This window comes from Phytohabitans rumicis (assembly GCF_011764445.1).
GTDB classification, from domain to species: domain Bacteria; phylum Actinomycetota; class Actinomycetes; order Mycobacteriales; family Micromonosporaceae; genus Phytohabitans; species Phytohabitans rumicis.
Window position 1 is genome coordinate 1,788,977 of record NZ_BLPG01000001.1, and the last position, 18,601, is coordinate 1,807,577.

General features: G+C 73.1%; 14 protein-coding genes and 2 pseudogenes. 5 read left to right on the forward strand and 11 right to left on the reverse strand.

Going from position 1 to position 18,601, the window contains the following annotated elements:
* The first annotated feature begins 46 nt into the window (after window positions 1-46).
* Window positions 47-1,204, forward strand: a complete 1,158-nt coding sequence (locus Prum_RS07430) for a right-handed parallel beta-helix repeat-containing protein (RefSeq protein ID WP_246277719.1) — start codon at window positions 47-49, stop codon at window positions 1,202-1,204.
* On the opposite strand, the gene Prum_RS07435 is transcribed toward Prum_RS07430, so the two are convergent.
* Complete coding sequence (locus Prum_RS07435; RefSeq protein ID WP_173075091.1) at window positions 1,201-6,384, reverse strand: tetratricopeptide repeat protein; 5,184 nt, start codon at window positions 6,382-6,384, stop codon at window positions 1,201-1,203. The two genes, Prum_RS07430 and Prum_RS07435, sit on opposite strands and share 4 nt — an antisense overlap.
* A 51-nt stretch (window positions 6,385-6,435) precedes the next feature.
* A pseudogene (locus Prum_RS07440) lies at window positions 6,436-7,508 on the reverse strand (alpha-hydroxy acid oxidase).
* A gap of 73 nt (window positions 7,509-7,581) precedes the next feature.
* On the opposite strand from Prum_RS07440, the gene Prum_RS51130 reads away from it, so the two are divergent.
* Window positions 7,582-7,800 (forward strand): hypothetical protein, encoded by a 219-nt coding sequence (locus tag Prum_RS51130; protein ID WP_246277721.1) that lies wholly within the window; start codon window positions 7,582-7,584, stop codon window positions 7,798-7,800.
* Window positions 7,797-8,240 carry a 4'-phosphopantetheinyl transferase family protein gene (locus tag Prum_RS07445; RefSeq protein WP_246277722.1) on the forward strand — a complete coding sequence of 148 codons (444 nt, stop codon included), beginning with the start codon at window positions 7,797-7,799 and terminating at the stop codon, window positions 8,238-8,240. Before Prum_RS51130 ends, Prum_RS07445 begins: the two co-directional genes overlap by 4 nt.
* 5 nt (window positions 8,241-8,245) lie before the next feature.
* On the opposite strand, the gene Prum_RS07450 is transcribed toward Prum_RS07445, so the two are convergent.
* Window positions 8,246-9,199 carry an ATP-binding cassette domain-containing protein gene (locus Prum_RS07450; protein WP_173075093.1) on the reverse strand — a complete coding sequence of 318 codons (954 nt, stop codon included), beginning with the start codon at window positions 9,197-9,199 and terminating at the stop codon, window positions 8,246-8,248.
* Window positions 9,200-9,314: 115 nt separating this feature from the next.
* On the opposite strand from Prum_RS07450, the gene Prum_RS07455 reads away from it, so the two are divergent.
* The gene (locus tag Prum_RS07455) at window positions 9,315-9,554 is read left to right on the forward strand and encodes a phosphopantetheine-binding protein (RefSeq protein WP_173075095.1); all 240 of its coding nucleotides are present in this window, start codon (window positions 9,315-9,317) and stop codon (window positions 9,552-9,554) included.
* Complete coding sequence (locus tag Prum_RS07460; protein WP_173075098.1) at window positions 9,551-10,699, forward strand: glycosyltransferase; 1,149 nt, start codon at window positions 9,551-9,553, stop codon at window positions 10,697-10,699. Before Prum_RS07455 ends, Prum_RS07460 begins: the two co-directional genes overlap by 4 nt.
* 50 nt (window positions 10,700-10,749) lie before the next feature.
* Here the strand turns inward: Prum_RS07460 and Prum_RS07465 are convergent.
* The 8 genes and pseudogenes from Prum_RS07465 to Prum_RS07500 form a co-directional block, all read right to left on the reverse strand.
* A pseudogene (locus Prum_RS07465) lies at window positions 10,750-11,723 on the reverse strand (alpha-ketoacid dehydrogenase subunit beta).
* The gene (locus Prum_RS07470) at window positions 11,716-12,684 is read right to left on the reverse strand and encodes a thiamine pyrophosphate-dependent dehydrogenase E1 component subunit alpha (RefSeq protein ID WP_173075102.1); all 969 of its coding nucleotides are present in this window, start codon (window positions 12,682-12,684) and stop codon (window positions 11,716-11,718) included. The pseudogene Prum_RS07465 and the gene Prum_RS07470 overlap by 8 nt, the downstream one beginning before the upstream one ends.
* 12 nt (window positions 12,685-12,696) lie before the next feature.
* Window positions 12,697-13,485 (reverse strand): DUF3050 domain-containing protein, encoded by a 789-nt coding sequence (locus tag Prum_RS07475; RefSeq protein WP_173075104.1) that lies wholly within the window; start codon window positions 13,483-13,485, stop codon window positions 12,697-12,699.
* A gap of 18 nt (window positions 13,486-13,503) precedes the next feature.
* The gene (locus Prum_RS07480) at window positions 13,504-14,397 is read right to left on the reverse strand and encodes a phytanoyl-CoA dioxygenase family protein (RefSeq protein ID WP_173075106.1); all 894 of its coding nucleotides are present in this window, start codon (window positions 14,395-14,397) and stop codon (window positions 13,504-13,506) included.
* A gap of 11 nt (window positions 14,398-14,408) precedes the next feature.
* Window positions 14,409-15,479: a 4-hydroxyphenylpyruvate dioxygenase gene (gene hppD, locus Prum_RS07485; RefSeq protein WP_173075108.1), complete on the reverse strand. Its 1,071-nt coding sequence runs from the start codon at window positions 15,477-15,479 to the stop codon at window positions 14,409-14,411.
* Window positions 15,470-16,729, reverse strand: coding sequence for a beta-ketoacyl-[acyl-carrier-protein] synthase family protein (locus Prum_RS07490; RefSeq protein WP_173075110.1), 1,260 nt, complete (start codon window positions 16,727-16,729; stop codon window positions 15,470-15,472). The genes hppD and Prum_RS07490 overlap by 10 nt, the downstream gene beginning before the upstream one ends.
* Window positions 16,726-16,992, reverse strand: coding sequence for an acyl carrier protein (locus Prum_RS07495; protein ID WP_173075112.1), 267 nt, complete (start codon window positions 16,990-16,992; stop codon window positions 16,726-16,728). The genes Prum_RS07490 and Prum_RS07495 overlap by 4 nt, the downstream gene beginning before the upstream one ends.
* A gap of 16 nt (window positions 16,993-17,008) precedes the next feature.
* Window positions 17,009-18,421, reverse strand: coding sequence for a class I adenylate-forming enzyme family protein (locus Prum_RS07500; RefSeq protein WP_173075114.1), 1,413 nt, complete (start codon window positions 18,419-18,421; stop codon window positions 17,009-17,011).
* Window positions 18,422-18,601: the final 180 nt, after the last annotated feature.

An 18,601-nucleotide genomic window follows, 5' to 3' on the forward strand; every position in this document is an offset into this window, starting at 1 on the left:
CCTCCCGGCGACCAGGAAAGCCCTTTCCGTGGCGTAGGAGGCATCGATGAGTACACGACACCGTTGGCGTACCGGAATGGTCGTCCTTGCCGTCGGCGCGCTCGCCGCCACCGGCGCCGTGGTCACCGCCCCCAGCGCGCTGGCCGCCGCGTGCGGCGACGGCTCCTTCAACGCGGAGGCCGTGCTCAGCGGCAGCACCTGGACCTCACGCAACGGCACCCGGACCCTCTACACGGGCAGCGACATGCGCGCGGCCGTCCAAGCGGCGCTCGACAGCCTCACCGCCGGCCGCACGTCGAAGCAGTCCGTCGTCGTACGCGGCTCCGGGACAATGAGTGCTGGATCCAGGATCTCGGTGCCCAGCTACACGATCCTGGACGTCTGCGGCGCGATCACCGTCAGCGGCTCCGGCTCGGGCGACCAGGCGCCGATCTACTCCCGCGGCACCCGCGACATCGAGGTGCGCTACCTGCAGGTGCGCGGCGCACCGCTGTACGGCATCTTCATGCGCAACGTCAACAACCTGGTGCTCGGGCAGATCGACATGCGGCTGTCCGGCGGGCTGGCCGTGCGGATCGACAACCACGGCGGGGACCGCGCGGTGAAGGTGCGCAACATCCGCATCGACAACGTCTACATCCAGGGCGCGACCAACCAGGGCGTGGAGACGTACGGCGTGGACGGGCTGACCGTCGGCACCGTCACGACCCGCAACGTCGGCTACTCCGGGCTGCTGCTCAACGACACCATCAACGCCACCATCGGCACCGTCGACGCGGAGAACACCGGCACCGGCACCGGCTACGCGGCGTTCCGGATGGCCAACCGCAACGGGCGGATCGGCAGCAGCTACCCGACCAACATCCGGGTCGGCAACGTCATCGCCCGCGGCGGCGGACGCGGCATCTTCTGCGTGTCCGAGAGCGGCGGCGCGGTCATCGACCGGGTGACCATCGCGAACACCGGCAACAACTCGGTCCTGGTCGAGAACTGCTACAACGTGACGATCGCCAGCCAGTCCGGCACGGTGACCGGCGGCGGCGAGATGCGGATCGCGGCCCGCACGGAGTTCCCGCCGTCGTCGAACATCACGTTCCAGAACCTGACCGTGTCGAACACCAACATCCGGTGGAGCCCGTGCACCGGCAGCACCAACGTCGTGCGGAACGTGACCCGCAGCAACTCGAACCTCTACTGGTGTTAACCGGCGTCCGGGCGTAGCAGGTCTCGCAGCGTCGCGAGGCCCGCTATGTCCGGGGCCACCGCCGCGATCTGGTCCAGTTCGCGGCACGCCACCGGGACAACGCCCGCCCGCCGGTCCGCGCCGAGCACGCGGCGCAGCTCTTGCTCGGCGGTCTGGAGGTCGCCGGCCAGCAGGTGGTACCAGCTCTGGTTCGCCGGCCAGCCCTGGTCCGGGTCGGCGGCCAACTGTGCGCCCACCTGGACCGCCCGCGCGAAGTCCTCCGCCGCGCCGGCCGGGTCGCCGCCGACCCGGCGGGCCAGCCCGCGCCACATCGACCACCAGCCGTACTCCCCGTCCTGGTCGGCCAGGTCGCCCATGGCGGCCAGGGCCTCGTCGGTGCGGCCCAGCAGCAGCAGGGCGCGGCCGTGCTCGGCGAGCATCGACGGGTCGTCCGGCCACCGGCCCACGGCCTCGGTGGTCACCGCCAGCGCCGCGTCGTACTCGCCGAGCAGCAACAGCACGTCGACCCGTGACACCACCGGGTGCCACTCGCCCGGGTCGGCCTCCTGGGCGGCCACGAAGTCGGCCAGGGCCGCGTCCAGCCGGCCCAGCCACCGGTGCACGATGCCCCGCCAGGACAGCGCCAACGACGGGGCGCCGGACACCTCGGCGGCCCGACCGAAATCGCGGATCGCCTCGTCGTAGCGTTCCAGCCGGCGCAGCAGGTGAGCCCGCGACAGCAGCGGGTCGTCCTGGTCCGGCGCCAGCTCGACCGCCCGGTCGTGGTCGGCCAGGGCGTCCAGCGGCCGGCCGGCCAGCTCCAGCGGGTGTGCGCGGTTGGCGCGGACCCAGTATTCGTCGGCGCCCGCCGCCAGTGCCCGGTCGTAGTCGGCGACCGCCTCGTCGTTGCGCTCCAGCCGGTACAGCACGTATCCGCGGCTCATCAACACGCCGATGTGGTCGGGGACGATCTCCAGCGCCCGGGTGTGGTCGGCCAGCGACTCCGCCAGCCGGTCCAGGCCGGACAGCGCGTCGGCGCGGTTGGCCAGCACGTCGAACTCGCCGGACCCGGCCGCGAGCGCGGCGTCGTACGCGGCGACCGACTCCTCGTACCGCTCCAGCCGCTGCAGCACGTGCGCCCGGTCCAGCAGCACCGCGGCGTGGTCGGCCTCCAACTCCAAGGCCCGGTCCAGGTCGGCGAGGGCCTCCTGCGCCCGGCCCAGGTCCATCAGCGCCTTGGCCCGGTTGGCGACCACCGCGAACTCGCCGGCCCCGGCCGCGAGCGCGGCGCCGTACTCGTCCACCGACTCCTCCAGCCGGTCCAGCCAGCGCAGCACGTGGGCGCGGCGCAACCGTTTCCCGCCGTGTTGGGGGTCGAGCTGCACCGCCCGGTCCAGGTCTGCCAGGGCCTCCGGCAGCCGGTCCAGCTCCTCCAGGGCGGTCGACCTGTTCGCCAGCACCTCGAACTCGTTCGCGCCGGCCGCGAGCGCCGTGTCGTACGCGGCGACCGCCTCCTCCAGCCGCGGGATCTGCAGCAGCACGTGCGCCCGGTCCAGCGTCACCTTCGCGTGCCCCGGCTCCAGCTCCAGCGCCCGATCCAGGTCGGCCAGGGCCTCGTCCAGCCGGCCGAGCCGGTCCAGCGCCAGCGCCCGGTTCGCCACCGTCTCGAACTCGTTCGCCCCGGCGGCCAGCGCCGCGTCGTACCCGGCGACCGCCTCCTCCAGGCGGGGCAGCTGGCGCAGCACATGCGCCCGGTCCAGCGTCACCTTCGCGTGCCCCGGCTCCAGCTCCAGCGCCCGATCCAGGTCGGCCAGGGCCTCATCCAGCCGGCCCAGCTCGTCCAGGGCCAGCGCCCGGTTCGCCACCACCCGGAACTCGCCGCCCCCGGCGGCGCCCGTCCGGTCGTACGCCTCGACCGCCTCGTCGAAGCGGTCCAGCCAGCGCAGCAGGTGCGCGCGCAGCAACAGCATCTCGGCGTGGTCCGGCTCCCGCTCCAGCGCCCGGTCGACATCGGCCAGCGCCTCGTCGTACCGGCCGAGGTGGCGCAGCGCCATGGCCCGGTTGGCCACCACCTCGAACTCGTCCGCACCGGCCGCCAACGCCTTGCCGTACGCCGGCAGAGCCTCCTCGTACCGCTCCAGCCGCCGCAGCAGGTGGGCCCGGTCCACCAGGACGCCGGCGTGCTCCGGCTGCAGCTCCAGCGCCCGGTCGTGGTCGGCCAGCGCCTGCTCGTCCTTGCCCAGGGCTTCGCGGACGTCGGCCCTGTTCGCCACCGCCTCGAACTCGTACGCGCCGGCGGCCAGCGCCGCGTCGTACTCGGCCTCCGCGTCCGCGTACCGCTCCAGCAGCCGCAACACGTGCGCCCGGCTCAGCAGCACGCCCGCGTGCCCCGGACTCAGCTCCAACGCCCGCGTGTCGTCGGCCAGGGCCTCCTCCAGCCGCCCCAAGGCCCCGTACGCGTTGGCCCGGTTGGCCACCACCGCGAACGCATCCGCCCCGGCGGCCAACGCCACCTCGTACCCGGCGATCGCCTCCTCGTACCGCTCCAGCATGCGCAGCACATGCGCCCGACTCAGCAGCACGCCGGCGTGCTCCGGCAGCAGCTCCAGGGCCCGCGTATCGTCGGCCAGGGCCTCCTCCAGCCGGCCCAGCTCCTCCAACGCCAGCGCCCGGTTCGCCACCACCGCGAACTCGTCCCCGCCGGCGGCCAGCGCCGCCTCGTACTCGCTCACCGCCTCCTCGTACCGCCCCAGCCAGCGCAGCGTGTGCGCCCGGTCGGTCAACACCTTGGGGTGCCCCGCGCTCAGCTCCAGCGCCCGGTCCAGGTGCGCGAGGGCCTCCTCCGGCCGGTCCGCCATGCGCAGCGCGTTGCCCCTGTTCGCCCAGACCTCGAACTCGTCGGCGCCCGCGGCCAACGCCGCGTCGTACTCGATCACGGCGTCCGCGTACCGGCCCAGCTGGCGGACCAGGTGCGCCCGGTGCAGGAGCACCTCCGGATCGTCCGGGGCCAGCGCCACCGCCCGGTCCAGGTCCGCGCTCGCCTCCGGTTCGCGTTCCAACCAGGTGTACGCGGCGGCGCGCGCCACATACACCCCAGCCCGATCCGGCAGCAACGGCAGCAACCGCGCACACAGGTCGAGCAAATCGGCGGCCCGGCCCAGCTCGTAGTAGATATCCGCCATGCTCTCCAGCGGATCCGGGTTCTCCGGCTCCAGATCGGCGGCGCGCGAAAAATCGGCCAGCGCCCGCTCGTAGTCGCCGATCTCCTGGTACGTCTCGCCGCGGGTCCGGTACGTGCGCGGGTTGGCCTCCAGCACCAGCGCGCGGGAGAAGTCCTCGATCGCGGCGTCGAGCTGACCCAGCAACCGCAGAGTCTCCGCCCGCCGGACCCGCATGTCGGTGCCGGGCCGGACCTTGACCACCTCGTCGTACTCGGCCAACGCCTCCCGGTAGCGCCCCATCTCGCGGTAGACGAACCCGCGCGCGGCCCGCACCCGTACGTCGCCGGGGGCCAGCTGGAAGGCCCGGTCGATGTCGGCCAAGGCCCGGTCGTGGTCACCGCGCTGGCAGTAGATCACACCCCGCTCGGCGGCGACGACCGCCCGGCCCACCGGCGACAGCGCCGCGTTGTCCAGCAGCTCGGTCAGCAACTCGACCAGCGCCTCCGGGCTCTCCCCGGCGGCCCGCAGCCTCCCCGCCCAGCGGGCCAGCAGCTCGGACTCCGCGTCGGTGGCGGCCCGGTCGAAGGTCTCACCCCACGAGCCCAGCGGCGCCAGCTGCAGCTCCAGCGTGCCCACCACCTGCTCCAGCGCCTGCGCCAGGGCGGCGGCGGGCCGGGCGCACAGCCGGTGGTAGATCTCGGCCTGGGCGTCGTGGATCCACGCCTCGTCGCTCCAGGTGTGGCCACTCTCCCCGTGCAGCATCGCGCGCCGGCGGGCGTAGAAGTCGGCCAGCTGGGTGTGCGCCCGCGTCCACCCCTCGGGTGACTGCTGCCGCTTGCGGCGCACCATCACGGCACGGACCACGTCGTGGTACTGCCAGCCGCGTACCGGATGCTCACTGACGAACGGCATCGCGCTCAGCCACCGCAGCGTCTGCGCGGCGGCATCCGGCTGATCCGGGCGCAGCGCGGCGAGCACGTCGATGTCGAAGTAGCGCGGCAGCGCCGCATCGATGGTCAGCTGCTGCCGCTCCGGGTCCACCTCCCACATCAGGAACCGGTCGACCGCCCGGCCGGTCATGTCGTCCGCGCTGGTCAGGGCGCCGGCCTGGCTGGGGGCGATCATCTGCAGCAGCAGCGGCAGCCCGCCGGTCAGCGCCATGACCCGGTCCCGCTCCGTGTCCTGCGCCACCCCGGTACGCCGCAGGTAGTCGCCCACCTCGTCGGCGGTGAACGGGCGCAGCTCCACCCGGCGCAGGCCGGCCTCGTACGGACCCCACCGGTTGGGGTCCAGGCGGCTGCGGCCGGCGATCACGAGGGTGAGGTTGTCGGGCACGTCCTCGATCACGCGCAGCAGCCACGACTCCAGGAAGTAGTGCGTCTGCTCGAACGTGTCGAAGCACAGCACCACCGGCCCGCGGTCGGCGCAGTTGTCCAGCCCTTCCAGGAACAGCGGGGTGAGCACGTCGATCGGCGAGTTGATCAGCCGGGCGTCGTCCTTGTTGCGCACCATGCCGGCCACGAACGACGCCCACCGGGTCACCTGGTCGCTCAGCGCGGCCGGGTCGACGGCGGTCGACACCGCGCCGACCACCGGAATTGTCTGCGCGGCGCCCAGCCCGATCCGCAGCACCGTCCGGGTGAAGAACGCGGCGGACCCGTCCGGCGCCTTCGGATCGGCCTCCAGCCGCTGCCGGTGGGTGTGGTAGTCGCGCAGCCGGCCCTCGAAGCGCCGCATCGCGGCGTCCTTGCCGAGCTGGCTGGCCATCGCCGTCATGGCCTGCAGCAGGTCCGCGGCGCCACCGTCGGTGTACGCGCACTGGGCCGGCAGCGCGGCGGCCTCGCGCATCAGTCGCTGCGTCAGCCAGGTCTTGCCGACGCCGCCGACGCCCCAGATGTTGATGATGACGTCGCGGGTGTCCAGCGGCCGCAGGCTGTCGCGAAACAGCGAGATCTCCGCTTGGCGCCCGACGAAGAGGTCTTCCCGGCGGCGCCGGAAGACGTCCCCATGCTGCGCTTTTGCCTGGCCACAACCCTCCACCGAGTGACCATGCTAACAACGGAGCGCGAGGTGTCCGTTGTAAACAATCTGTCAGTGGCTGTTGTGGATCAGGGTAGCGTCCACGTCGGCGAGCCGCGGCCGGCCGGACAGCACCATCGCGTCCGCCAGCTCGGCGGCCAGCAGCCCCAGCACGTCCCGCGCGCCGTCGGCCCGCCGCATGCCAGGCCCCACAGCACCGGCCGCCCGACCAGGACCGCGCTCGCGCCCAGGGCCAGCGCCTTGAGCACGTCGGCGCCGGTGCGGACCCCGCTGTCGAGCAGCACCGGGCACCGCCCGGCGGCCGCGGCCACCACCTCGGCGAGCGCGTCGACGCTGGCCACCGCGCCGTCCAGCTGCCGGCCGCCGTGGTTGGACACCACGATCCCGGCGGCGCCGTGGGCCAGCGCCCGCTCCGCGTCCTCGGCGGTCAGCAGCCCCTTGACCAGCACCGGCAGGGCTGTCTGACCGCACAGCCAGGCCAGGTCGGCCCAGCTCAGTGTCTGGTCGAACTCGGCGCGGGAGTGCGCCTCCAGGGCGGAGACGCCGTCCGCGGCGTGGTGCGTGCCGGCCGTCACCGCCGCGTCGAGGTTGACCGCCGTGACGTCCGCCGGCACGGCGAACCCGGCGCGCACGTCCCGCAGCCGCCGGCCGAGCCGGGGCGTGTCGACGGTGAGCACGAGCGCGCCGTACCCGGCCGCCTCGGCGCGCCGGACCAGGTCGATCACGACCGCGCGCCGGCGTAGCCAGTACAGCTGCAGCCACAGTGGACCCGCCGCGGCGGCCGCGATGTCCTCCAGGCTGCGGCTGGCGAAGATGCTGACGACCAGGAGTTGGCCGGCCGCGCCGGCGGCACGCGCCGTCGCCACTTCCCCGTCCGCGTGCACGAGCCGGTGGAACGCCATCGGCGCCACCCCGATCGGCGTGCTGAGCCGGGCGCCGAACAGCGTGGTGGCCGGGTCGCAGCGGGACACGTCGACCAGGAACCGGGGGCGCAGCGCCAGCCGCTCGAATGCGGCCCGGTTGGCGCGCAGGGTCAGCTCGGCGCCGCTGCCGCCGTACACGTAGCCCCACACGTCGGCGGGCAGCCGGTCGCGGGCCGCCGCTTCGTACTCCTCGACCGTCAGGAAGGTGTCCACAGTGGCTCCTCAGTGATTTTCCAGCGGGACCCGGTACCGTCGGACCGTCGACGACGTACACGTGTGGTTGATCCGGTCGGACCTGCCGTCCGGCGCGTTCGCGCGCCTGGACGCGGTGCTGGACGCGGACGAGCGTCGGCGCGCCGCCGCGCTGGCCCAGCCCGACCGCCTCCGGTTCGTCGTCGCGCACGGCGCCGCCCGGGTGGTCATCGGCGGCCACCTGGGGGCGCCCCCGAGCAGCTGCGCTGGGCGTACGGCCGGCATGGCAAGCCCGAGTTGACCGGCGCGTGGACCGGCGTACACGTGAATCTGTCGCACTCCGGCGACCTGGCCGCGGTGGCGGTGAGCGCCGGCCGCGCGGTCGGCGTGGACGTGCAGCGGCACCCGCCCGGCACCGACGTCCTCGCCATGTCCGCACGGTACTTCCCCGACGCCGAGGTCGCCCACGTCGCCGGCGGCGCCGACCCGGCCGAGCGGGTCGACCGCTTCGTCGACCTGTGGGCCCGCAAGGAGGCGTGTGTGAAGGCGGCCGGCGGCAAGCTGGCGCAGGGGATGCCGCTGGCCGTCCACGGCCGCCGGCTCGTGCGGGATCCGAGCGGGAAGCTCGGTGGCGGCCCGTACCGGGTGGCGCGGGTGCCGGTGCCGGCCGGCTACCGGGCCGCCGTCGCGTTGTGCGGTGCCGCCGCGATGCGCCTGACCACCCGCTGGTGGGACGGGTAGGCGGATCACGACTCCCGCAGCGACCGACCGGTCTTGGCCAGGAAGACGTCGTCGAGGCTGGGTCGGTGCAGCTGGATCGAGTCCAGGTCCAGGCGGGCCCCGTCCAGTGCCCGCATCACCTGCGGGATGGCGGTGGCGCCGTCGTCCACGTACAGGCGCAGGCCGTCCTCGATGGTCTCCAGCTTGCGCACGTACGCCTGGCCGTCCAGCAGGGCGGCGGCCCGCGGGGTGGCTCCGTTGAGGCCGACCACCAGCACGTCCCCGGTGATCTCGCGTTTCATCTGGTCCGGCGCGCCGCCGGCCACGATCTCGCCGTGGTCGATGATGGCGATCCGGTCGCAGAGCGCGTCGGCCTCGTCCAGATAGTGCGTGGTGAGGAAGATCGTCATCCCGTCCGCGCGCAGCCGGCGGATCTCCTCCCACATGTGGGCGCGGCTTTGCGGGTCCAGCCCGGTGGTCGGCTCGTCCAGGAACACCAGCCGGGGACGGTGGATGATGCCCAGCGCGATGTCGACCCGGCGCCGCTGGCCGCCCGAGTACGTCTTGCACGGCCGGTCGGCGTACTCGGTCAGCTCGAACGCCTCCAGCGCGTCGGCGGCCCGGCGGCGCGCCTCGGCCTTGCTCAGCCCGTACATGCGGGCGTGCAGCACCAGTTCCTCGCGCGCGGTGGACTCGTCCCAGGTGCTGCCGCCCTGGGCGACGTAGCCGACCCGCTGGCGCACCTCCGCCGGGTCCTTACGCAGGTCGGCGCCGGCGACCGTGGCCTCGCCGTCGTCCGGCTCCACCAGCGTGGCGAGCATCTGCAGCGTGGTGGTTTTTCCGGCGCCGTTCGGGCCGAGGAATCCGAAGATCTCGCCCTCGGCCACGTCGAGGTCGACGCCGCGGACGGCCTCGACGACCTCGGTGCGGCGGCGCCGCTTGGACCGGAAGGACTTGCGCAGCCCTTTGGTGACAATCACGGACCTGACTGTATTCGCCGCCGCTCCGGTGCCGATTGGGCGCGGATAGAGGATGCGTCCAGGGCCGCTGGAGCCGCCGCCACGAGGCCCCGCAACGGGTTACCGTCATACCACTATGGACTCGTTGGTTGTGGTGGCGGCGCTGCTGCGCGAGATCACCGGCGAGAGCGTGGCCGTCACGCGGGCCACCAGGCTTGAGGACGATCTGGGGCTGGAGAGCGTCGAGCTGGCCGCGCTCGGGGGTGCGCTGCGCGCCCGGTACGGCGTGGACCTGCCGGCGTATCTGGCCGGGCTCGACATCGACGAGCTCATCGAGCTGACCGTCGGCGACATCGCCGGGCTGGTGACCTCGTGAGCAAGTTCTTGTTCGTGGTGCCGCCGGTGGCGGGGCACGTCAACCCGGCCGGGGCGGTGGCGCGGGCGCTCGCCGACCAGGGGCACGACGTGGCCTGGGCGGGGCCGGAGACGACGCTGCGGCGGATGCTGGGCGACGAGACGGTGATGATCTACGGGACCGGGATGCGGCCGTACCGGGGGCAGCGTGACCGCGGCCTGCGGGCGATCAAGTCGGTGTGGGAGGGCTTCCTCATGCCGTACGCCCGGTTCACCCTGCCCGCGGTGGAAAAGGCGGTGCTGGCGTTCGAGCCGGACGTGGTGGTCGTCGACCAGGTCGCGCCGGCCGGTGCGGTGGCCGCCCACCGGCACGGGGTGCGCTGGGCGTCGCTCGCGCCGCAGATGCTGGAGCTGAGCCGCCCGTTCCGCCATCTGCCCAAAGTGGACGCGTGGATCCGGACCACGGCGGCGAGCCTGTCCGCCGACGGGCCTGACGACCCGCGCTTCTCGCCGTATCTGCAGATCCTGCTCACCACCCGGGAACTCTTCGGCCACGAGGAGTTGCCGGAGCACACCGTGCTGGTCGGACCGGTGCTCACCGGCCGGCCCGAGCCCGACTTCCCGTGGGAAGCACTGGACGGGACCAAGCACCAGGTCGTGGTCACCATGGGCACGCTCGCCGACGACCTGGCCCGCGAGTTCTATCCGCGGATGGCCGGTGCGCTGCGCATGCTGGGCGACCGGGTCCAGGCGATCGTCACGGCGCCGCCCGACGCGGTGCCCGACCCGCCGCCGCAGACCATCGTCGCGCCGCGGGTGCCGTTCCTGGCCTTGATGTCGCGCCTGTCCGCGGCGGTCTGCCACGGCGGCATGAACACGGTCAGCGAGATGCTGGCCCACGGCGTGCCCCTGGTGATCGCGCCCATCAAGCACGACCAGCCGATGGTGGCCAACCGGGTCGCCGCGGCCGGCGCCGGCGTCCGGGTCCGGTTCGGCCGCTCCAGCGCAGAGGAACTGCGCGACGCGCTCGCCACCGTGCTAGACGACCCGGCCTACCGCACCGCGGCCACCGGCCTGGCCAGTTCCTTCACGGAGGCCGGCGGCGCCCCAGCCGCCGCCACCCACCTGATCGCCCTGGCCACGTCCGGCGCCACGTCCGACCGGTGATCATGAAGTTATCCGCGTAGATGATCTCTACCGCGACGACAACCTCATGATCACCGGGGCTTGGTGACAGCCTGGATGGCTGCCAGCAGTTGGGGCGGGTGGGTTGGACGGCGCGGTCCAACTCGGGCGAGCAGCCGACCACTACCGCGCCGTCCGGGCGGGTCACCCGCTTGGGCGGCGCGATCAGGGGCATCTCCTCGGCGGCGGTGGCCAGGATCTCGGCGCCGATGCCGCAGTGGCGGTTGGAGTCGTCGAAGACCACGAGCCGGCCGGTACGCTCCAGCGACGCGGCCAGCCCGGCCCAGTCGAACGGGTAGAGCGTGCGCGGGTCGAACACCTCCACCGACAGCTCGCCGGACAGCTCGTCGGCCACGGCGAGGGCCTCGTGCACCAGGTGGCCGATCGCCACCACGGTCACGTCGGTGCCGGGGCGGCACACCCGCCCCACGCCCAGCGGCACCGGCACCAGATCCACATAGGACACCTCCTCACGGATGCCGAGTGCCGGCATGGGACAGAACACCACCACCGGGTCGTCGTCGCGGATCGCGGTGGTGAACAGGCCGTACGCGTCGGTGGGGGTCGCCGGGATCACGGTCTTGACGCCCAGGTGCGCGAAGACGCTGTACGGCTGGTCGGAGTGCTGCGCGCCCCAGCCCGGCCGCCAGCCCGTGCCGGGCAACAAGTACGTCACGGGCACCGCGACCTGCCCGCCGCTCATCAGCGCGAACTTGTTGGCCTGGTTGGCGATCTGCTCTAGCACCAGTAGCAGCAGGAACGGGATCTGGTACTCCACCACGGGACGGCGGCCGGCCATCGCCGCGCCGGTGGCGAAGTTGGTGAAGCCCTGCTCGGACAGCGGCGTCTCCAGCACCCGCTGCGGGCCGAAGCGGTCCAGCAGCCCGGTGGTGACGTTGTTGAGGGCGAACTTGATGTCCTCGCCGAGCACGAACACCGCCGGGTCGCGCTCCATCTCGTCGGTCAGCGCCTTGTTGAGCGCCTTCGTGTACGACAGCTTAGGCATGCGAAACTCCCGCCCTGACCCGCATTCCGGTGGCGTACAGGTGGTCGAACGCGTCCAGCGGGTCCGGCCGCGGGCTGTCCAGCGCGAACCGCACCGCCTCGTCCAGCACCGCCTCGACCTCCGCGTCGATCGTTTCCCGTACCGCCTCGGGGACCCGCTCGGACTGGATCGCCAGCGGATCCGGCCAGTGCGACGCCTCCTGCGGATCCCGGTACTGCAGCCGCACCTTCCGCTCGAACGTGTGGTGCCCCTCGTACCGGTAGGTGAGGAACTCCACGAGCGACGGTCCGTCCCCGGCCCTCGCGCGGGCTACGCAACGAGCCATCGCGTCGTACACCACGTCCGGATCCTGTCCGTCCACTGTGGACCCGGGGATGTCGAAGGCGGCGGCCCGGCCGACGACCGTGCCAGCGATGCCCGCCGCTGCCGGCAGCGTGGTGGCGTACCCGTTGTTCTCGCACACGAACACCACCGGCACCCGCCACAGCGACGCCAGGTTGAACGACTCCAGCAGCGCCCCCTGGGTCACCGCGCCGTCGCCGAAGACGCTGACCGCGATCCGGTCGCCGCCGTCCTGCGCCAGCGCCCAGGCCACCCCGGCCGCGATGGCGGCGCCGTGCCCGACCGTGCCGCTGGCGCCGTAGACGCCGGCGGCGAAGTCGGACGGGTGGAACGAGCCGGCCCGGCCGCGGTCGATGCCGGTCACCCGCCCGGTCAGCTCGGCCATGAACCGCGCCGGGTCGCTGCCCTTGGCCAGCAGGTGCCCGTGGCCGCGGTGGTTGCTCAGCAGGACGTCGTCGGCGCGCAGCGCGGCGCACACCCCGGCGGCGACGGCCTCCTGGCCGATGCAGGGGTGGATGCCGCTGCCGATGTCGCCGGACCTGACCAGCTCGATCGCGCGCTCCTCGAAGCGGCGGATCAGCCGGATCGTCCGGTACAGGCCCTCGGCGGAGGGGCGCATGCGCGACTCCCCCTACCTGGCCTTGATGGCGGCCAGGATGCCGTCCCAGAACGCGTACCGCGCGGACAGTGCCAGGTTGACCGTGTCGGCGCACTCCTGCCACTTCACCTCGCTGTCGCCGCACAGGTCGGTGACCATCTGCATCGCCATCGGGGTGTGCTCCTCGCCGTCCACCTCGATGTGCCGGGCCAGATAGTCCACGAACATCTCCAGCGGGCCGCCGCGCTCCTTGACCGCGATCACCTGGGTGAACATGTCCGGGATGAGGTCCTCCCGGCCGAACGCGAACGCGGCCGCCTGGCAGTGCACCGGCGCGGTGTCGATGAACCCCCACGTCGTCCGCACGAACTCGGCCGCCGGTCCCGGCACCGCCGCGTCGGTCAGGGCCGGCTTGACGTGTACGCCGGAGCGCACCAGGTCGATGAACGTGGTGACCCGCGACGTGTCCGCGCCCGCCTCGGCCATCCCGGCGACGTACAGCTCGAAGTGGCTGATGAACCCGCCGCGCAGCTCGTCACTCTCCTCGACCAGCACGATGTCGTTGATCAGCCGCCGGCTGCCGGCCGGGCCGGTCGGCACCCACGGCACCCGTACGCAGGTGAGGTTGCGCTGCAACGACTTGAGCAGCGACATGAAGTCCCACACCGCGAAGACGTGGTGCTCCATGAAGGTGACGATGGCCTGGTGCGTGTCGAGGTTGGCGTACAGCGGGTGGGTGACGACCCGGCTGCGCGCCGCGTCGACGGCGGCCTCCAGCCGGGTGATGCCGGGGTGCGTCTGACCCCAGTCGTACCGGGACATGCGAACCTCACCTTCCTGTCAAGACCGCCAGAGCACGGGGCAGAACTCGGGGTCGCTGTAGTCGGGTGTGCCGGCGGGGGTCCGGCGCACCAGGTGGTCGTGGTTGTACGTCACGGGCGTACCGTCGGACAGCGAGCGGACCCGGTAGCGGTTGTCGCCGTCCTGCAGGTGCAGCGAGATGGCCCGGCGCGGGCTGCCGGACCGGTTCGCCCCGCTGCCGTGGTACGTGCGGCAGTGGTGGAAGCTCATGTGTCCCTTGGGGATGACCATCGGCACCTTGCGCACCTCGGCGCCGTTGTGCTTGGCGTTGTCGTGCACCAACTGCTCCAGCTCGGCCGCGTCGCGGTGGGCGAAGTGCCGGGTGGTGTTGTCGTCCCCGCCGAACTCCGTCCACACGTGACTGCCGTCCACCATCGTGATGGTGCCCATCTCCTCGCCGCAGTCGTGAAACGGGATGAACGCGGTGAGCATCCGGTCGGACGTACACGTCTGCCAGTAGTGCCGGTCGAAGTGCCACGGCACCAGGTTGGTCGGCTCCTCCGGCCGCGGCGGCTTGTAGATGAGCGTGGACTGGAACAGGCGGATCTCGGCCGCCCGGGCCAGCCGCGCCGCGACCGCACCGATGATCTGCTTGCGCAGGATGGCGGCGATCGCGTCGCTCTCGTAGTGGACGTAGTCGTTGTGCCGCTGCACCGTGCCGTGCGACGGCTCCCAGTACGCCAGCGTCGGCGGCCGCTTGCCCAGCCGGCGGCTGCGCGCACCGGCGTAGAACCCCTCGCTCGCGGTGGCCAGCGCGTCCACCTCCGCGTCGGTGAGCAGCTTCCGCGACAGGTACCAGCCGTGCTCCTCGTACCCCCGCACGTCGTCGTCGGACGGCAGCAGCGCCGGATCGATGTCGGCGACCGTGGTCATGTCACGTCCCTTCAGGCGTCCGCGCCGGCGCGCGAGCGCTCCTTCGCCTCGTACAGGGCCTTGATGTTGTTGCTGCCGAACGTCTGCGCCCCGTGCCGCTCGATCAGCTCGAAGAAGAACGTGCGCCGCTCGAACGGCGACTCGGTGAAGATCTGGAACATCTCGCCCCAGTGGTCGCGGTCCACCAGGACGCTGCCGGCCCGCAGCGCGCCGACCGACCGTCCGATGTGGCCCAGCCGGCCCTCGATGGCGTCGTAGTAGCTGTCCGGCGTCTTCAGGAACCGCACGCCCCGGGCGCCGAACACGGCCACCGCCTCGGTGATGTCGGCCGTGCTGAGCGCGAGGTGCTGCACCCCGCCGCCGTCGTTGGCGCGCAGGAAGTCGTCCAGCTGCCCCGGCCGGCACGCCGGATCGGGGGCGACGATGGTGAACGTGACCTCCCGCGACTCGCTCTGCACGACGGTGGAGTCCATCGCCTGCTCGCCGACCTCGACCCGCTCCTGGAAGATGTCCCGGAAACCGAACACCCGCTCGTAGAAGCGCACCGTGGGCACCAGCTGGTCGGCCGGCACGCACAGCGCGGCGTGGTCCACGATGTCCAGCCGGTCGTCGGCGGACTCCGGCTCGGGCGGCAGCAGCTCGATCCCGCCGGGTAGGAACGCGCCCTCGGGCCCGCGCCGCTCGACGAGCGTGTGCGCCAGCCCTCCCGGACCGCCCACCGCGGCGGTCAGCACCACGGCGTCGTCGCGCCGCCAGGCCCGCGGCTCGGCCACCGGGGTCGCGCCGCGGCCCACCGCCTCGGCGTACGCCGCCGCCGCGTCGGCCGTTCGCAGGGCCACCCGCGCCACGCCGTCGCCGTGCCGCCGCACGTACCGGGATGCCGGGTGGCTGGCGGCGGTGCCCGAGGTGACCAGCAGCCGGATGTGGCCCTGGCCGAGCAGGAGCGAGCGCTGGTCGGCCAGGCCGGTGCTCGGCCCACCCTGGCCGATGCAGCGGAAGCCGAACGCGTCGCACAGGAAGCGGGCGGTCTGCTCCGCGTCGCCGACGTAGAACTCGACGTGGTCGACGGTCGTCACGTCCATGATGGACCTCCGGTGCCCTTCAAAACGAGGCTGATGTTGTGCCCCCCGAACGCGAACGAGTTGGACAGCGCGACACCGGCGTCGGCCTCCCTCGCCGACTTGCGGACGTGGTCCAGTTCGCACTCGGGGTCGGGGTCGTCCAGGTTGACGGTCGGCGGCAGCACACCCTCGCGCAGCGCCATCGCGGTGGCGGCGGCCTCGACCGCGCCCGCCGCGGCGAGCAGGTGCCCGGTGCCGCCCTTGATGGAGCTGACCGCCGGCGCGTGGTCGCCGAACACGGCGCGGATCGCCCGGGCCTCGGCGGCGTCGCCGAGTTTGGTGCCGGTGCCGTGGGCGTTGACGTAGCCGACGTCCTCGGGGCCGACGCCCGCGTCGGCCAGCGCCAGCCGCATCGCGTCGGCCGCGCCGGTGCCGTCCTTTCGCGGCGCCGTCGGGTGGTACGCGTCGGTGGCGACGCCCCAGCCGGCGACCTCGGCGTAGCCGGGGCGGCCCCGCGCGCGGGCGTGCTCGACCCGCTCCACCACCAGCACCCCGGCGCCCTCGCCGAGCACGAACCCGTTGCGCCGCCGGTCGAACGGCCGGCTCGCCTCGGTCGGGTCGGCCCAGCCGCCGGCCAGCGCGCGGGAGTTCAGGAACGTGGTCGCGGCGGTCGGCAGCAGCGGCGCCTCGGCACCGCCGCACACCACCACGTCGGCCAGCCCTTCCCGGATCAGCCGCAGCGCCTCCGCCACCGCGTACCCGCCGGACGCGCACGCGGTCGAGATGGTCGAGCTGTACCCGCGGACGCCGTGCTTGATGGCGATCCGGGCGGTCGCCATGTTGGGCAGCATCGCGGCCAGCAGGTACGGGGTGACCGCCGTGCGCCCCTGCTCCCGGCGGGCCAGCACCTCCGCCTCGAACGTGGCCAGCCCGCCGAACGCGTTGGCCAGCACCACGGCGGTCCGGGCCGGGTCGACGTCCCGGCCGACCTGGATGCCGGCGTCGGCGAGGGCCGCGTCGGCGGCGGCCATGGCCAGCACCACGAAGCGGTCGACCCGGCGCGCCTCCGACGGGGGCAGCACGCGCGCCGGGTCGACGTCCGGTGCCAAGCCCGCCGCGTCCAGGATCCCGGCCACCGGATGGCCGCCGGGCGGCGTCCGCAGACCGGACCGGCCGGCGCACAGGGCGTCGAAGAACCCCGCCGCGTCCGCGCCGAACGGGGTGAGCACTCCGATCCCGGTGACCGTGGCGCTCCGGGCGCCGGGTCTCACGTGGACGCGCCGTCCAGGGCGGGCGAGCGCACGACGACGTCGGCGGCCAACTCGCCGAGGGTCATGATGGCCAGCCGCTCCATGTCCTCCTCGCCGAACTTGACGCCGTACGCGTCCTCGACGCGCAGGGCCAGCTCGGCGACGGCGAGGGAGTCCAGGTCGACTCCGGCCGGGCCGAACACGGTGTCGGCGTCGGCGCCATCGACGTCGAAGTTCATCTGGCGCAGTGCCTCGATGGTGAACGCGACTACTTGTGCGGACATCGGCAGCGCCCTCCTTTCACGCGGTTGGTTGTGCCTGTGGTGGCCTTGCGGCCGACCGCAGGGCGGGGATGCTGCGGACGAGCTTGCCGCTCGACGTGCGGGGCAGCCGGGCCACGAGGGTGATCCGGCGCGGGCGCTTGTACGCGGCGAGCCGCCCGGCCAGCGCCTCCTTGAGGGCGGGCAGGCCGACCGGCTCGTCGAGCACCACGAACGCCTCGATGGCGCCGTCGTGGGCGACGACCACCTCGACCACACCGGGCAGCCCGGCGATGGTCTGCTCGACCTCGGTCAGGTCGACCTTGAGCCCGCCGACCGAGACCTGCGAGTCGAGCCGGCCCTGGATCGTCACCAGCCCGGTCGCCGGGTCGACGGTGCCGGCGTCCTTGGTGCGCAGCCAGCCGTCCACCCACCGGCTCGCGTCGGACAGGCCGACGTACGGGCTGCGCGCGGTGGCGAGCAGGATCTGGCCGGCCTCCTCCCGTACCGACATGCCGGGGGCGGGCTCCAGCGCGGGCCGGTGGTGTCCAAACAGGTCGGTCGCGATGACGCCGGCCTCCGTCATGCCGTACATGTTTCCCAGCGGCGCCGACCAGCGCGCCGCGAACGCCTCCCGCACCGCGGGGCGTACCAGCTCGCCGCCGACCGTCATCCGCTTCAGCTGCGGCAGCCGCCGGGCCCGGTCGGCCGCGGCGAGGAACTCGATGTGGAACGGCACGCCGAGGACGGTGGCCGGCTCGGGGCCGGTGGCGAGCGCGTCCAGGATCGCGCCGGTGGACAGCATCCGCGGCAGCACCAGCTGGACGCCGTTGTGCAGCCCGTAGAGCAGGCCGCCGACCAGGCCCAGCACGTGCACCATCGAGGCCAGCAGGATCACCCGCTCGCCGGTGCGCGGCACGCCGTCGATGAGCTGGTAGCGCTCGACCTCGGCGACCAGGCTGGCCGCCGTACGGCCGACCACCTTGGACGGTCCGGTCGAGCCGGAGCTGAGCTGCAGCAGCGCGTGCTCGGTGCGGGCCGGCACCCCCGGGTACGGCGACGTCACCGGCTCGGCGATGGTGTGGCCGCGCAGCGGGACCGCACCATCCGGTGTGGACAGCACCAGCTGCGGGGCGATCCGGGCCAGCGCCGTGTCCACCTCGTGCTGGGTGAGCCGGTGGTCCAGCAGCGACACCTGGGCGCCCACCCGCCACGCGGCGAGCAGGCTCACGACGTACGCCAGACTCGGCGGCAGGCGCAGGGCGACCGCGCCACCGGGCCGCAGTCCGGCGGCGGTCAGCGCGGCGGCGCGGGCGGCGACCTGGGCGCGCAGGGCGGCGCGGGTGATGGGCTCGTCGAGCCGGAGCCAGACGTCGGCGTCCCGCCCGGCGAGCAAATAGCTGTCGACCCATTCCCCGTCAAAAGGTTCGACGGCCGGCGCGCAATTATGCACACGTGCCCCAAACAAAATCGCGTGATCGACTAAGTCGGGGGAACGCTAACAGCGCAATTTTGGACGGTCAACCGTGCCAAAAGGCCGCCCCGGCGGCGACTGAAGACGGTCGTCGACTAAGCGGCCTCCGGCATGCCTTCCCAAGCTGCGGAAACGTGGCTGACATCGTTGGCGGCAGGA